General features: G+C 67.1%; 17 protein-coding genes. 12 read left to right on the top strand and 5 right to left on the bottom strand.

What is annotated here, in order from left to right; translation table 11 throughout:
- Nucleotides 1-32: 32 nt before the first annotated feature.
- On the bottom strand, nucleotides 33-506 hold the full coding sequence (locus ACWFR4_RS41380) for an ArsI/CadI family heavy metal resistance metalloenzyme (protein ID WP_453656729.1): 474 nt from the start codon (nucleotides 504-506) through the stop codon (nucleotides 33-35).
- Nucleotides 507-585: 79 nt separating this feature from the next.
- Between ACWFR4_RS41380 and ACWFR4_RS41375 the strand changes: the two genes are divergently transcribed.
- The 6 genes from ACWFR4_RS41375 (at nucleotide 586) to ACWFR4_RS41350 (ending at nucleotide 5,887) form a co-directional block, all read left to right on the top strand.
- Nucleotides 586-993, top strand: a complete 408-nt coding sequence (locus ACWFR4_RS41375) for an ArsR/SmtB family transcription factor (protein ID WP_453469646.1) — start codon at nucleotides 586-588, stop codon at nucleotides 991-993.
- Nucleotides 990-2,087, top strand: coding sequence for an ACR3 family arsenite efflux transporter (arsB, locus tag ACWFR4_RS41370; RefSeq protein WP_453469645.1), 1,098 nt, complete (start codon nucleotides 990-992; stop codon nucleotides 2,085-2,087). The genes ACWFR4_RS41375 and arsB overlap by 4 nt, the downstream gene beginning before the upstream one ends.
- Complete coding sequence (locus ACWFR4_RS41365) at nucleotides 2,080-2,499, top strand: arsenate reductase ArsC (protein ID WP_453656728.1); 420 nt, start codon at nucleotides 2,080-2,082, stop codon at nucleotides 2,497-2,499. Before arsB ends, ACWFR4_RS41365 begins: the two co-directional genes overlap by 8 nt.
- A complete protein-coding gene (locus ACWFR4_RS41360; RefSeq protein ID WP_453656727.1) occupies nucleotides 2,496-3,002 on the top strand; it encodes an N-acetyltransferase family protein in 507 nt (168 codons plus the stop codon). Before ACWFR4_RS41365 ends, ACWFR4_RS41360 begins: the two co-directional genes overlap by 4 nt.
- A 468-nt stretch (nucleotides 3,003-3,470) precedes the next feature.
- Complete coding sequence (locus ACWFR4_RS41355) at nucleotides 3,471-4,973, top strand: alpha/beta hydrolase (RefSeq protein ID WP_453656726.1); 1,503 nt, start codon at nucleotides 3,471-3,473, stop codon at nucleotides 4,971-4,973.
- Nucleotides 4,974-5,305: 332 nt separating this feature from the next.
- Nucleotides 5,306-5,887, top strand: coding sequence for a hypothetical protein (locus ACWFR4_RS41350; RefSeq protein WP_453656725.1), 582 nt, complete (start codon nucleotides 5,306-5,308; stop codon nucleotides 5,885-5,887).
- 251 nt (nucleotides 5,888-6,138) lie between these two features.
- On the opposite strand, the gene ACWFR4_RS41345 is transcribed toward ACWFR4_RS41350, so the two are convergent.
- Complete coding sequence (locus tag ACWFR4_RS41345) at nucleotides 6,139-6,564, bottom strand: nuclear transport factor 2 family protein (protein ID WP_453656724.1); 426 nt, start codon at nucleotides 6,562-6,564, stop codon at nucleotides 6,139-6,141.
- Between the two features lie 84 nt (nucleotides 6,565-6,648).
- Between ACWFR4_RS41345 and ACWFR4_RS41340 the strand changes: the two genes are divergently transcribed.
- Nucleotides 6,649-7,215 (top strand): TetR/AcrR family transcriptional regulator, encoded by a 567-nt coding sequence (locus ACWFR4_RS41340; protein WP_453656723.1) that lies wholly within the window; start codon nucleotides 6,649-6,651, stop codon nucleotides 7,213-7,215.
- Between the two features lie 567 nt (nucleotides 7,216-7,782).
- Here the strand turns inward: ACWFR4_RS41340 and ACWFR4_RS41335 are convergent.
- The gene (locus ACWFR4_RS41335; protein ID WP_453656722.1) at nucleotides 7,783-8,187 is read right to left on the bottom strand and encodes a DUF6303 family protein; all 405 of its coding nucleotides are present in this window, start codon (nucleotides 8,185-8,187) and stop codon (nucleotides 7,783-7,785) included.
- A 236-nt stretch (nucleotides 8,188-8,423) separates the two neighbouring features.
- Complete coding sequence (locus tag ACWFR4_RS41330) at nucleotides 8,424-8,831, bottom strand: ATP-binding protein (RefSeq protein WP_453656721.1); 408 nt, start codon at nucleotides 8,829-8,831, stop codon at nucleotides 8,424-8,426.
- 358 nt (nucleotides 8,832-9,189) lie between these two features.
- Between ACWFR4_RS41330 and ACWFR4_RS41325 the strand changes: the two genes are divergently transcribed.
- Together ACWFR4_RS41325 and ACWFR4_RS41320 are read left to right on the top strand one after the other, a co-directional pair.
- Nucleotides 9,190-9,555 (top strand): PRC-barrel domain containing protein, encoded by a 366-nt coding sequence (locus ACWFR4_RS41325; protein WP_453656720.1) that lies wholly within the window; start codon nucleotides 9,190-9,192, stop codon nucleotides 9,553-9,555.
- A gap of 393 nt (nucleotides 9,556-9,948) precedes the next feature.
- Nucleotides 9,949-10,746, top strand: coding sequence for a bestrophin-like domain (locus ACWFR4_RS41320; RefSeq protein WP_453656719.1), 798 nt, complete (start codon nucleotides 9,949-9,951; stop codon nucleotides 10,744-10,746).
- A 59-nt stretch (nucleotides 10,747-10,805) separates the two neighbouring features.
- Here ACWFR4_RS41320 and ACWFR4_RS41315 read toward each other — a convergent pair whose 3' ends face one another.
- Nucleotides 10,806-11,189: a hypothetical protein gene (locus ACWFR4_RS41315; protein WP_453656748.1), complete on the bottom strand. Its 384-nt coding sequence runs from the start codon at nucleotides 11,187-11,189 to the stop codon at nucleotides 10,806-10,808.
- On the opposite strand from ACWFR4_RS41315, the gene ACWFR4_RS41310 reads away from it, so the two are divergent.
- From ACWFR4_RS41310 to ACWFR4_RS41300, 3 genes are all read left to right on the top strand, one after another.
- Nucleotides 11,139-11,555, top strand: a complete 417-nt coding sequence (locus ACWFR4_RS41310) for an ATP-binding protein (RefSeq protein ID WP_453656718.1) — start codon at nucleotides 11,139-11,141, stop codon at nucleotides 11,553-11,555. The genes ACWFR4_RS41315 and ACWFR4_RS41310 overlap by 51 nt on opposite strands.
- Nucleotides 11,556-11,602: 47 nt before the next feature.
- On the top strand, nucleotides 11,603-12,037 hold the full coding sequence (locus tag ACWFR4_RS41305) for a DUF3662 domain-containing protein (RefSeq protein WP_453656717.1): 435 nt from the start codon (nucleotides 11,603-11,605) through the stop codon (nucleotides 12,035-12,037).
- A 124-nt stretch (nucleotides 12,038-12,161) separates the two neighbouring features.
- Nucleotides 12,162-13,073 carry an RNA polymerase sigma factor SigF gene (locus ACWFR4_RS41300; protein WP_453656716.1) on the top strand — a complete coding sequence of 304 codons (912 nt, stop codon included), beginning with the start codon at nucleotides 12,162-12,164 and terminating at the stop codon, nucleotides 13,071-13,073.
- The last annotated feature ends 76 nt before the right edge of the window (nucleotides 13,074-13,149 follow it).

Below are 13,149 nucleotides of genomic sequence, written 5' to 3'. Positions count from 1 at the left end.
GCTCGAGTGAATGTCCAGTGGGCATCGTCGGGTCACTGTCCGCAGGTGCATGCCGCCGCGGTCGTTGCTTCGGCCGCGGGCCGGCTGGTGCAGCATCCGTCGCCGTTTGCGTCGGGCTGGGCGCTCTTGCCGATGGTGTCGGCGTCGGCCTTGACGACGTAGACCTCCCAGGGCTCCTGGCCGGGTCCGTGGACCCACACCTTGTCCTGGAGCGCGTAGCAGCAGGAGGTGTCGTTCTCCTCGAACGTTGCCAGGCCGGCGTCCTTCAGCCGCCCAGTTGCGGCGGTGACCTGGTCGGTGGTCTCGACCTCGACGCCGAGGTGGTCGAGGCGGGTTTCCTGGTCGGGCTCGCCCTCGATGAGGACTAGCTTCAACGGGGGTTCGGTGATGGCGAAGTTGGCGTAGCCTTCGCGCCGCTTGGCCGGTTCGGTGCCGAACAGCTTCGAGTAGAAGGTGATAGATGCTTCCAGATCACTGACACGCAGGGCGAGCTGAGCGCGAGACATGGCGGTGCTCCCATCGAGGTGCATTGATGTTCTTCGATGCAAGATTGCGCCTTGCATCGAAGCCTGTCAACATAGACGTATGTCGAAGCAAGAACTTGTGGTGTTGGGCCGGACCGGCGAGACCGACGCCTGCTGCCCGGGGCTGCTGACCGCCCCGCTGGACGAGGATCAGGCCGTTGAGCTGGCGAAAGTGTTCAAGGCGCTGGGTGATCCGGTGCGCCTGCGTCTGCTGTCGATGATCGCCTCACAGGCAGGCGGGGAAGTCTGCGTCTGCGACCTGACGCCGGCCTTCGACCTGTCGCAGCCGACGATCTCGCATCACCTCAAGCTGCTGCGGCAGGCCGGTCTGATCGACTGCGAGCGGCGCGGGACGTGGGTCTACTACTGGCTGCTTCCTGAGATGACCGACCGACTCGCGGGAATCCTGAGCCGCCCGGCCGGCGAGCTGCTGCCCGCACGCCCGGGGACTGCCGGGGCTGTTTCGTGAGCACGAGCGCACCTGATCACGGCGTGGCAGGGCGCCTGTCGTTCCTGGATCGCTACCTTGCCGTGTGGATCCTTGCCGCGATGGCGGTCGGGCTCGGTCTGGGCCGTCTCGTACCGGGACTCGGTGATGCGTTGGCCACGGTGACCGTGAGCGGGGTGTCCCTGCCGATCGCGCTGGGCCTGCTCGTGATGATGTACCCGGTATTGGCCAAGGTCCGCTATGACCGTCTCGACACCGTCACCCGCGACCGGCGCCTGCTGCTGCCCTCGCTGCTGCTGAACTGGATCGTCGGCCCGGCGCTCATGTTCGCCCTGGCCTGGATCTTCCTGCCGGACCTGCCCGAGTACCGCACCGGGCTGATCATCGTCGGCCTCGCCCGCTGCATCGCGATGGTCATCATATGGAACGACCTGGCCTGCGGACACCGCGAAGCAGCGGCCGTACTGGTGGCGCTCAACTCCGTGTTCCAGGTGATCGCGTTCTCGGCGCTCGGCTGGTTCTACCTGACGGTTCTGCCCGGCTGGCTGGGCCTGGAACAGACCGGCCTCGACGTGTCGGTGTGGGAGATCGCCCGCAGCGTGCTCATCTTCCTGGGCATCCCACTCGCGGCCGGATACCTCACCCGCCGTATCGGCGAGAAGGCCAAAGGCCGCACCTGGTACGAGGCGAAGCTGATCCCGCGCATCGGCCCGTTCGCCCTGTACGGGCTGCTGTTCACCATCGTCATCCTCTTCGCCCTCCAGGGCGACGCCATCACCTCCAAGCCCCTTGACGTGGTCCGCATCGCCCTGCCGCTGTTGGTCTACTTCGCGCTCATGTGGGCCGGATCGATGCTGCTGGGCAAGGCCGTTGGCCTGGACTACCCGCGCGCCACCACGCTGGCTTTCACCGCCGCGGGCAACAACTTCGAGCTGGCCATCGCCGTGGCCATTGCGACGTTCGGCGCCTCTTCCGGGCAGGCCCTGGCCGGTGTCGTCGGCCCGCTCATCGAGGTACCGGTGCTCATCGGGCTCGTGTACGTGGCGCTGTACGCCCGGCGCTACTTCACCGCCCCCAACTCGCCCGCGCTCCAGGAAGATCCCGCCCATGTCTGACGCCGTCCTGCCCTCGGTCCTGTTCGTCTGCGTCCACAACGCCGGACGCTCCCAGATGGCCGCTGCCTTTCTGACCCACCTCGCCGGAGATCGCGTACAGGTGCGCTCGGCGGGCTCCGCGCCGGCCGACTCCGTCAACTCGGCCGTGGTCCAAGCGCTTACCGAGGTCGGCATCGACATCTCCGCCGAAGTCCCCAAGGTGCTCACCGCGGAAGCCGTCCAGGCATCCGACGTCGTCATCACCATGGGCTGCGGAGACGCCTGCCCCGTGTTCCCGGGCAAGCGCTACCTCGACTGGCAACTCACCGACCCCGCAGGTCAAGGAGTCGACGCGGTCCGCCCGATCCGCGACGAGATCGAACACCGTGTCCGGGGCCTGATCGACGAGATCGCACCCGAGCCCCGCTCATGACCGCACGCCCGGACATCCGCATCACATCGATGCGCCCCGAGCACGCCGGTGCCGTCCTGAAGATCTACCAACTCGGCATCGACGATGGAAACGCCACCTTCGAAACCACCGCACCCACGTGGCAGCACTTCCACGCCACCAAACTCCCTGAACACCGCCACGTGGCCCTCGACCCGGTCGGCTCCGTCCTCGGCTGGATTGCCGCCTCCGCAGTCTCCGACCGCTGCGTCTACGCCGGCGTGGTCGAGGACTCCGTGTACGTCCACCCCGACGTCCGCGGTCGAGGCATCGCCAGTGCTCTGCTCGGCGCCCTGATCACCTCGACCGAGGCGGCAGGGATCTGGACCATCCAGTCCGGCATCTTCCCCGAGAACGCAGCCAGTCTCGCCGTCCACCGCAGTCGCGGCTTCCGTGAGATCGGCACCCGCGAGCGCATCGGCCAGCACCACGGAGTGTGGCGTGACGTCCTCATGATCGAACGACGCAGCCAAGCCATCACGTAGGTCGCGGGCACGCCCTTGCGCTTCCTCGTCCCGACGAAGCTGACGATCCAGCCCACACGGCCGTTGCTATACCACTGTTCCGCGAGTGAACCATCACGCTGCCTACGGTTGAGCGGGACACCCGCCGCCCATCTGCCTCAGTCACCTGTAGGCACCGCAGGTCACACCCTCGCCATGCCCAAAATCATATGGGACTGGACAACTGGCCGGCTGTGACGGTGGTTCCGCCATTTGGCCGTGGTCGGCTAGCGCGCGTTGCCGGGCCGCGGTGCCGTTGACGCAGATGCGTGACGACGTCCAGCACGGCAGGGCGTCCGGCCCTCAGCTGTGGAAGGACGAGGCATGCACATATCTGGACCGACAGCGGGCCGTCGGGTTTGTGCCGCGGTCATCGCCGCGTTGGTGACCTACTCGACCGTTCTGACCGGGCAGAACCTCGCTGCGGCCGAACGTATACCCACAGCTTCGGTGCCAGCCCCGAAGCTGGACTGGAAACCCTGCGTTCAAGGCAGCCCGTTCGACTGCGCGACCGCGAAGGTGCCGCTGGACTACAACAACCCAGGTCGTCGCACCATCGAACTGGCAGTCATCAAACGGAAGGCGACCGACCCTGGTCGACGTATCGGCACCCTGCTCTTCAACCCCGGCGGACCCGGCGGGCCGGGAACGGTCCAGATGCCGCAGAACTACGAGTTCTTCCCGCGCGAGGTGCGGGAGCGGTTCGACATCGTCAGCTGGGACCCCCGCGGGATCGGCAGCAGCACCGCGGTGAACTGCTTCGCGACTCCCGGGGAGGCCGCCGCGTGGAACGCGGGCAAACCGGCCGGCGTCCCGGTGGGCGCACAGCAGAGAGCGGCCGTGTTCGCCGCGTACCAGGACCTGGCCCGGCGCTGTGAGCGGCGTGACCCCGAGCTGCTGCGCCATGTGGGCACCGTTGACACCGCTCGCGACCTCGACGGGCTGCGCCAGGCGGTGGGCGACGCGCAACTCACCTACCTCGGAATCTCCTACGGCTCGATCCTGGGCGCCACCTACGCCAACATGTTCCCCGACAGGGTCCGCGCCATGGTCCTCGACAGCAATATCGATCCGCAGGCCTGGACGAACCACGCCTCCGACGCGGACCCCCGGCTGAACACGTTCCTGCGTATGGGCTTGGACCGCGCCGCGGCAGTGGTCCTGGACCGGTTCCTCAGCCTGTGCGGAGCCACGGACACCGCGGGCTGCGCCTTCTCCGCCGGCGGCCCGAAAGCGACCCGGGACAGATTCGACGAGCTGATGCGGCGGCTGCGGGCGCATCCCGTGGGTGAGTGGACCTACGGCCGCACGATCGCCGACGTGATGAGCAGCCTCTACATCGTCCACCCGGGCTGGACGGAGCTCGCCGGCAGGCTGCGGGATCTCTGGGAGGGCCGCGTGCCCAAGGCGGCCTCGCTCCCGCCCCTGCCGCCGGTTCCGCATCCGAATCCGTATGTCGGCGAAGAACAGGCGAGTGCGGTGGTCTGCGGCGACAGCCCCAATCCGCGTGACCCCGCCGCCTACCCCGCCATGGAAGAGGCCGCCGCCCGACGCGCGGGCGACGCCGGACGCTACTGGACCTGGGCCACGGTGCCGTGTCTCTCCTGGCCGGCCGTCGCGGCCGACCGCTACCGGGGCCCGTGGAACAGGCCGACGGCACACCCGATCTTGGTGGTCGGCACCAAGTACGACCCCGCCACTCCCTACGCGGACGCGCAGGCGATGGCCGGCGAATTGGCCGACGCCCGCCTGCTCACCAACGAGGGATACGGTCACACCGCGCTGATCAACCCCAGCAGCTGCGTCAAGACGTACGAGAGCCGGTACCTCGTCGACGGCACGCTACCGCCGGCCGGAACGACCTGCCGGCAGGACAAGCCCCCCTTCCCCGCGCGCAAGCCGGTCGGCGGCGTCGCCACCGGCGGCGGCGGGACGGCCGGCACCGTCCACTGAGCCGGTCCCAGCCCCGGCCTGGGCACGGGCCGACTCGATCGAGCTCCAGAATGCTCACGGATCCACGAACTGAACAGCGCCGTGGAGCCGGGCAGCTGGGGTGCTCAGAACGGCCAACAGAAGCGCTCAGTCACAACAGACGTGTGACTGGACGCTGTAGGCGGCCCCACCTGCCAAGTGCGCGCTCATCGACCACCCGACAGACGAAGCCCTCGGCATGCCGAGGGCTTCGCCCCGGCGAGCGGAACCTGGGCCGGGTTCCGCTGCGGATCTGCGCCTGGCCTTCCGACCCACCCACGGGTACCGGCTGGTGTCCCGGTAGCGTCCGTTCCATGATCGCCCTCGATGCCCTCGATGCCCTCGATGCGCTCGTCCGCCTCTGCCCTCCGCCCGCCGATCCGCCACCCGCGGTGGACTGGGCGCAAGCGGAGCGCGCCTTCGGCGCGACTCTGCCCGCCGACTACAAGCAGCTCGTCGAGACATACGGCGACGGCATCTTCGACGAGACGATCTGGCTGCTCGTCCCCGACTCCGCCTACGACGACTGCGACCTGCACGCGCAGATGACGGAACGGGACGAGGTCCTGGCCGAACTGTGGGAGTTCGAGGACAAGCCCGTAGGCCTGCAGGAGGTGGGGGCGAGGGTCCTGCCGTGGGCATTCGAGGAGGGCACGGGGGCGTTCCTGTACTGGTTGGCGCGGCCAGGTCAGCACCCCGACGAGTGGACCGTGCTTTACAACGAGGGGCGCGGCCCCCTGTGGGAGCACCACGACATGGGGTGCCTCGCCTTCCTGCTGGCGGTGCTGACCGGAACGGCGGAAACGGAGTACTTCGTCTACGTCCACGAAGTGCTGAAGCCGACGGTGCACCGCTTCGCGACGGCCGACCAGATCCTTGGAACGGCCGGGCAGTGATGCCACCGCCGCTCTCGATGACCTGACTCGCCGCTGACACATCTAACTGAGCGCGGTACTTGGCCAGACCGGCCAAGTACCGCGCTCAGTCACACCAGCACAGTTTGCGAATGGCCACCGTTCTTCGCGGACGGCCGCTTCGCCCAGGGCTACGCGGCTATCGTCCGTCCAGATGAGGGGTGGGGATCGTGAGTAGGGTCCGATGCACCTTGGGTCTCAAGTGAACTGGTCCGCCTCTGTCACTCTGGCTTTCATCCTCTGGCGTCGGTGACGCTCGAGCTGTCCATGTAGTCGCGGGCCCGCGTGATCAGTCCCCTGTGGATGTGGAGTATCAAAAGACCGGGGACGGTGAAGCCGGTGTGTCTGGTCGGCAGCGTTCCCACCACGACGTGCTCGGCGATGATCACTTCCGGATCGGCGGTCTCGTAGGCCGCGATCTTCCTGATCTCCTGTACTTGGACGGGGCTTGTGCCCCAGGCCGCCCGGTATCCCGCGCGCACCGCCTCGCGTCCCTCGTAGCGCGGAGGGAAGCCGGGAGAGGTGAACGGGAACTCGTGCACCGCGTCCATGGCATAAAGATCGGCGAGATCGTCTGGGGACTTGTCGAGCATGGCCTGGTAGTAGCGGTTCAGCACCTCGCGAGGGGTGCGAACAGCAGGTGTATCCACACGCGACACAGAGGCCTCCATTCGCTCAACACTTGTTGACCCACTTACCGTAGGGTCGGCTGACAGTTCGGTCAACGGCTGTAGAGTGAATCGGTGTCCACTCCTCGCCAGTCCCGCACCGAGCGTCGCCGAGCGACCGAGGCGCGCATCCTCGACAGCGCCCGGGAGCTGTTCGCCGAGAAGGGATTCGATCGCACCACCATCCGAGCCGTGGCGACTGCGGCGAGCGTCGACCCGGCTCTGGTCATGCAGTACTTCGGCTCGAAGCGCGAGCTTTTCGCCCAAGCCGTGCAGGCGCTCCCCGTACTGCCAGCAACCACTGACACCGACGCGCTCGTCGATCAGCTCCTGGCCACGCTCGGCCTCAAGCTCGGCGGCCTTCCCGAGGGCACTCTGGCGATGATGCGCTCCATGCTCACCGACCCGGCAGCAGCCGATCAGGTCCGCGTCACCCTCGATCGGCAGATCGACAGCGTGAGCGCCAACCTGCCCGCAGCCGAGGACGCCGAGCTGCGCGCCGCACTGTTCGTCACCGCCTTGCTGGGCGTCACCATCGGCCACCAGTTCCTCCGCCTGGCAGCTCTTCGTGACGCCCCAGCCGACCGCATCGCCGCCCTGCTGCGCCCGGCGTTCAAGGCTCTGGCAGGACCTCCGGGCTGAAAACGGCGGCGCTGCCGATGCGTTGTGCCGCTGGGGCGTGTGAGTGGCACGGTGCGGTGCTACGCATCACTCCCACCCTGCCACCTGTCGGCCTGATCGAATTTCCCGCCTGACGCTCGTTAAGAGTCGGTCTAGGCGAGGACCTGGTTCCCGGCCCGTCGCACATCACGGGGGCTGGGAACCAGGTCCGTCGCGCGCATCATGAGAACGTGCCGCCTCAAGATCGCCATCCACACGTAATACAAATGCCGGTGATGCCGCGCGGACGGCACTGCCGGCGGTGGAAGAACCTCCCGATCTCGGTGCCGAGTTCGGTCTGCGTCCTGGCGCAGGGCTCTTCGCCAGCAGGTTCCGGAACGCCCGCCGGACTCGGGCCGGGGCGAACTTGTGCGGCTCGCTCTTCTTCTTCCACGGCCGACGGAGACCGACCGCGAGTGGCCGGGCGAGCTGCATCTGGATGTGAGCCCGGCGATCAGCGGCCATAGGACCATGTGCGGCACGGGTGCGTCGCGGGCTGTGCAGCGCTGCATGGTCACGGGGGAGGCCATGACGCGAAGGCCACGGTTTTCATTCGATCTCCGGCATGCTGATGGGCTCAACTTCGGTGTGTGCCATCAGTTGTACGGTTGCGTGGTCGCCGTCTTGGCACTCGGCCCACTCCCAGTAGTGGCAATCGGATCCGGGGCCCGTCTGGACGTAGCCCAGGTCTGTGAGGGCCCGTCCGCGTGCGCGCAGGGTGGGGGCTTCGGTGCTGGGCAGGTTCATCGAGGGCCACTCATCGGCCGGGACCCCGTACAAGACCACGGCGATCTCCCAACTCGCGTCGCCTGGCAAGCGGGTCAGTTGGGCGCGGGTGAAGTGGCCCTGGGCGGTCGGGTCCGTTTGAGGCCCTGGCAGTTTGGGCCGCGGGTCGAGGACGTCCGCCAGGGCGTCGTGGGGATCGGGGAGCGGAGCGGGGGATTCGGAAGTCACGAGTTCTCCTCACTGCAGGTTCATGGTCGTGTGCCAGGAGTCCCCCGCCGATGGGGCACGCTGGCGCGACTTTGTGGATCGTCGACCAGCGGAGTCCGGCCCGCTCTCGGGCGATGTCTTGAACACGCGTGCCGGGCCAGTTCTCAGGCGAACAGTTCGCCGCCCAGTGCCTCACTTCCAAGTACCGGACGGGGAAGGGACTCGGCAGGCAGGATCTGCGGGCGTGGGATCGCTGCTCAGCGGGGGAGTGTGGCATGGATCGATTTGCCGCCGGGATGGGGATGGATGGTGAGCGTTCGGGCCAGGCGGCGGACCATGGGCCAGCCGATGCCCCCAGTGCCACCGGACAGGTCGGGACTGCGGTCCTGGGGATGCGCGGGGCTGGGATCGTCGACGGTGACGTGGATCTGCCGCCGGTCGGCGCTCAGATGAAGTGCCGTTACGGTGCCTGCGTGGCGCCTGGCGTTCGTGACGAGTTCTGAGACCAGCAGGAGCAGGTCCTGGGCGGTCGGCGTCGGTGGGGCGGGGTGGAGGCAGGCGAGGAACCCGCTCGCCGCGTCACGGGCGTCGGTCGCTTTCTGCGGGTGGCTGAGGGCCTCGGCCGGGTGGGCCTGGTGGTCTTCGACCGTTGGCGGGTGCTGCATGGGCTTCACCCCTCGGGAGGACTTCGATGCGGCTGCCGTTACACAGCGCATCTACCCCGCGGGAGCGCGATGAAAATGATGCGTCTTCCGTTGGGTGCTTCGGAGCCGTCGCCAGCGGTCGTACGGGGAGGTGAATTCGCAGGTAGGAGTTTGGTGAAGGCTTAGGCGGTGTCCTCAGCCCGGGCCGAGGCGCAACTCGCTTGGCATACCGGAGAGTGATCTGTTGTATGACGGTCTGTTACCTGGGTACGGGGAGTGGTGAGCGTTGCCGCTCCGCGACGGGCAGTCGACGTCAATGTCGCAGTCGGCCCCATGGCCCCGCCAATGGCGAGTAATGCCGAGAGAAAGGAACCACCCCATGCAGAGCGTCTGGGCCTACGCGGCAGGCATCGGCTATCAGGGACAGGAGCAGGCGGCGTTGGCAGGATTCACCCTCACGGCGCCCGACGGGATCGTCGGCCGGGTGGAACGCCAGTTGGATCAGTCCGGCATGCAACACCTGGTCGTCGACACCGGCGTGTGGGTGTTCGGCAGAAGCGTCCTGATCCCGGCCGGCATCGTTGCCGCCATCGACACGGGTGCCCAGACCGTGACGGTCACTCACACCAGGGACGAGATCAAGGCCGCGCCCCGCTTCACCCTCGACAGCCAGACCACCGAGCCCGCCTACCTCACCGAAGTGGGCAACTACTACGCCACGTTGGAGCGGTCAGCGCTTCTGTGAACGTAGGCGGCGACGCGAGCATGTGCTTGCGCCGCAACACGACTGCAGCCCCCTCCGGGTACCTGGGTCACGGACTTCCCCGGAATTGAGGGCTGGTCGCCTCAGCAGGACGCTCCCCTCCTGCTGGCGCGTCTCGCAACCTTCTGCGGAATCGAGCGGCGTCCGGTGCGGTGCATCGCATGGCGACCGAATGCCCTGGTGGTCCTGGTACTGGGCCGTATTCGGCTGTTTGGCCAACGAAGCGAGGTGCTGTGCCGGGCGTCGCGAGCATTGGAACTCTTCGACCTGTGATGATGGAGCGTTCGTTGCAGGTGATCGACGAGGAGCTCCAGGCCGCGGGGCCGATGTTTCGCCGCCGTCTGACGCTCGTGGAAACGCGCTGTAGGTGATGTGGTGAACTGGTTGACCTCGCTGCCGGCGGTGGTGCTGGTTGTGGGCTGGCTCTTCCTTGCCCTACTGGTCGCGGCCGTGGCACGGGTCGGCGTCCGGGCGCTCGTACCGGTCGGGGAACAGGACCGGGTGCCGCAGATCGCTACGCCCCTGATGCCTACACTCGGCGCTGCCTTCGCGATCTTCGCGGCACTCACACTGGCCAGCGAGGCCAGTTACCTGCGCGCAGCAGAGGGGTTGGTGAGCGACGAGGCTGCCGCAGCCTCCCGCCTGGGGTGGGCGGCGACAAGTCCGCGAGTCCAGTCGGATCCCATCCACGCGGCACTGCTGGACTACCTGCAGACCGCGCGTGTCAGGGAATGGGAGGGTGCGGCAGCGGCGTCCGGTGACGACCCGGCCACCGCTCGCGCGATCGCACGACTGGAGCGGAGCGTGCGCGCCGAGGCGGCCCGGCCCGAGCTGGGGACCCCGGCGAGCACGGAGCTGCTGGTTTCCCTGGACAGCGTCACCAGTAGTCGTCGCGCCCGCATTGCGGCCGCCTCGCGTGACGTTCCCGCGCTCTACGTCGTCACGCTTGTGGTCAGCGGACTGGCCTTGATCGTGAACGCCGGAGCACTGATCTTCCGCAGCAGCCTGCGAACGTCACTGCTCGTCGTGGGCGTTGCGAGCGTGGTCGGGCTGAGCCTGGCATTGCTCTTCGCGCTCAGCGCGCCCTGGAATGGACCGTTCATCGTGAGTGGGCATCCACTCGACGGCGTCATCGGGGACCTGAAGTCCGGCTTCTTCGGCCGCGGGCCGTAGGCGGCGGGCGCGATCAATACGCCGACGGCGAAGCTCGCTCGCGGTCGGCCAGTGGCTTGTCATGCAGCCTTGGCCGGGTAATCGGGCCATTGGCGGATCGGTGACTGCGGCGCGAAGTTGGTCTTGGGCTCGGCACGGGAGTTGCGCCAACGGATGTAGGCGCCGGTGGCGGCGAACTCGGCTCCGATCCAGTTCAGCCAGGAGCCGTAGGTCGGCCGGAAGACCAGCAGCAGCAGCAGTAGCTCCCTCGAGTTGAAGTGACTTGTCGAGCGGGTTGCCGAATGGGCAGGAGAGCAGAGCTCTTCGCTCGGAGCGCTGACGTTAACGATTGCCAATTGGGGGCAGAAGGCCCCTTGCCGCCAGATCAGCCTTTTCTCGACGGGGGTTCGGGCATGAGTCAGGAGCCATGGCAGGTGGGCGAGTGTCGGTCCGACGAAGGCCATGGGGCGGTGCCACGTCAGATCACAGCGACTCAAGCGCGTCATGCTACGCGCGAATTCTTCTGTGGCCTTGTGCCCACGCCCTCTCAGGAGAGGGTCGAGAGCGCCATTGTCGTGGTCTCGGAACTCGTTACGAATGCGTTCCGGCATGCAGGAGGCGTCACAGGACTTCATCTGGCCGCTGACCGTGACGTCGTGGAGATCGCCGTGCGCGACCCCAGCCCCGCGTTCCCGCGTGAACGTCCCTCTGACCTCGACGGCCACGAGGGCGGGTTCGGCTGGCCCCTGATTCGGATGCTCGCGCGCACCGTCACCGTCCGTCCCTCCCACAACGGCGGCAAGGTCATCAGCGCTGTTCTCGATCGCTGACGGCCGGCCCCGGACCGCGGTCAGGCTCGCTCCTCAGCGCAACCCCTATGGCCGCACATGATCCGGATGAGGCCGGGCAGCCGTCGGCGATGGGAAAGATGGGCAACGTCGAAAGAGTGATGGAGAAGTGGGCCGCAGATCTGGTGGACCGGGTCTTCCGGCCGAAGCGGGAGAGCGTGGAGGTCGTGTCGACGCTCCGGCGCGAATGCGACGATAACATCATGATTCTGGGACGGGGACGCACACTCGTTCCCAACGCCTTCACAGTCGCGCTCCCTCAGGAGAGCCATCGTGAACTCGGCTCGCATGCACATCAGTTGGGGCCAGTGTTGGCCGCGAAGGTGCGAGATCACGCCGCCTCGCACAGCTACGTCTTCGCTGGACCGGTGACCGTCACACTGGAGCCCGACCCTACGGTGGACACGGGGGGATACCGCATCCAGAGCTCGATCGTTCCGGCCCGGCGCCCGCCTCCCGAGTGACTGCTGGTTGATCACAGCCAGGCACCTGCCGACTTGTGCATGAGTCAAAACTCTTGCTGCACGAACGCATGGTGACGTCATGTCTGGGAAAGTGGTGGGCTTGAACCGATCCGGGAGTGTGGTCATGACTGTTCAGTCGCAGGCGAGGGACGCGGAGGGTACGAAGCACGTCGAGGCGTTGGCGTCGGCACAGCTGGACACGCAGGCCGGCGTTGGCGAGCTGCCCTGGATCGAGGATGCAGGGAAGGTCGCTCCTAAGGACGCGCGGAATCTGTCGAAGCTGTTCTTCGACCGGCTCCAACTCCTCGAAGAGGGCACCCGCGAGCATCAGTACGCCCGGAACACACTCATCGAGATGAACCTGTCGCTCGTACGGTTCGCCGGGCGCCGGTTCATGAACCGTGGCGACGGTGACATGGAGGACATCGTCCAGGTCGGAACCATCGGTCTGATCAAGGCGATCGACCGGTTCGATCTGTCCCGCGAGGTCGAGTTCTCCACGTTCGCCATTCCCTACGTCGTCGGTGAGATCAAGCGGTACTTCCGCGACACGACCTGGGCGGTCCATGTGCCCCGGCGGCTCCAGGAGCTGCGGGTCGACATCGCCAAGGCCAAGGAGGAGCTCGCAGTCGTCCTGGACCGCGACCCCACGGTCAAGGAGCTTGCCGAGCACATGGAACTGAGCGAGGACGAGGTCATCGAGGGCGTCGTCGCCGCGAACGGCTATACCGCCGGCTCCCTGGACATGCCCGCCGACGCGGGCGAGGCGGGACCGGCTCAGGTTCAGGGCCGTACGGTGGCCGACTTCATCGGTGAGCCTGACCCCGGCATGGAGACCGTCGAGGACCTGCTCTGTCTGAATCCTCTTCTGAGCCGTCTTACCGACCGGGAGCGCCGCATCATCGAGATGCGTTTCGGGCAGGAGATGACCCAGAGCCAGATCGGCGAGGGCCTCGGCGTCTCCCAGATGCAGGTCTCCCGCCTCCTGAGCCGCACACTGGCCAAACTACGGACCGGCATGCTCGCCGACGACTGATCTCCGTAATCCAGTGATCCCCATAATCCAGCCTGGTCCGCACGCGCGCATCGCGCACTGTTCGAGGTTGCAATGT

It is taken from the genome of Streptomyces sp. NPDC055140, assembly GCF_053607285.1.
This window is presented reverse-complemented; position numbering and strand designations above follow the sequence as displayed.

What these genes read in the sequence shown, in the direction of transcription:
- ACWFR4_RS41380 (WP_453656729.1), bottom strand. Translation starts at nt 506, where the DNA reads ATGTCTCGCGCTCAGCTCGCCCTGCGTGTCAGTGATCTGGAAGCATCT.
- ACWFR4_RS41375 (WP_453469646.1), top strand. Translation starts at nt 586, where the DNA reads ATGTCGAAGCAAGAACTTGTGGTGTTGGGCCGGACCGGCGAGACCGAC.
- ACWFR4_RS41365 (WP_453656728.1), top strand. Translation starts at nt 2,080, where the DNA reads ATGTCTGACGCCGTCCTGCCCTCGGTCCTGTTCGTCTGCGTCCACAAC.
- ACWFR4_RS41360 (WP_453656727.1), top strand. Translation starts at nt 2,496, where the DNA reads ATGACCGCACGCCCGGACATCCGCATCACATCGATGCGCCCCGAGCAC.
- ACWFR4_RS41350 (WP_453656725.1), top strand. Translation starts at nt 5,306, where the DNA reads ATGATCGCCCTCGATGCCCTCGATGCCCTCGATGCGCTCGTCCGCCTC.
- ACWFR4_RS41330 (WP_453656721.1), bottom strand. Translation starts at nt 8,831, where the DNA reads ATGCAGCACCCGCCAACGGTCGAAGACCACCAGGCCCACCCGGCCGAG.
- ACWFR4_RS41325 (WP_453656720.1), top strand. Translation starts at nt 9,190, where the DNA reads ATGCAGAGCGTCTGGGCCTACGCGGCAGGCATCGGCTATCAGGGACAG.
- ACWFR4_RS41310 (WP_453656718.1), top strand. Translation starts at nt 11,139, where the DNA reads ATGAGTCAGGAGCCATGGCAGGTGGGCGAGTGTCGGTCCGACGAAGGC.
- ACWFR4_RS41315 (WP_453656748.1), bottom strand. Translation starts at nt 11,189, where the DNA reads ATGGCCTTCGTCGGACCGACACTCGCCCACCTGCCATGGCTCCTGACT.
- ACWFR4_RS41305 (WP_453656717.1), top strand. Translation starts at nt 11,603, where the DNA reads ATGGCCGCACATGATCCGGATGAGGCCGGGCAGCCGTCGGCGATGGGA.
- ACWFR4_RS41300 (WP_453656716.1), top strand. Translation starts at nt 12,162, where the DNA reads ATGACTGTTCAGTCGCAGGCGAGGGACGCGGAGGGTACGAAGCACGTC.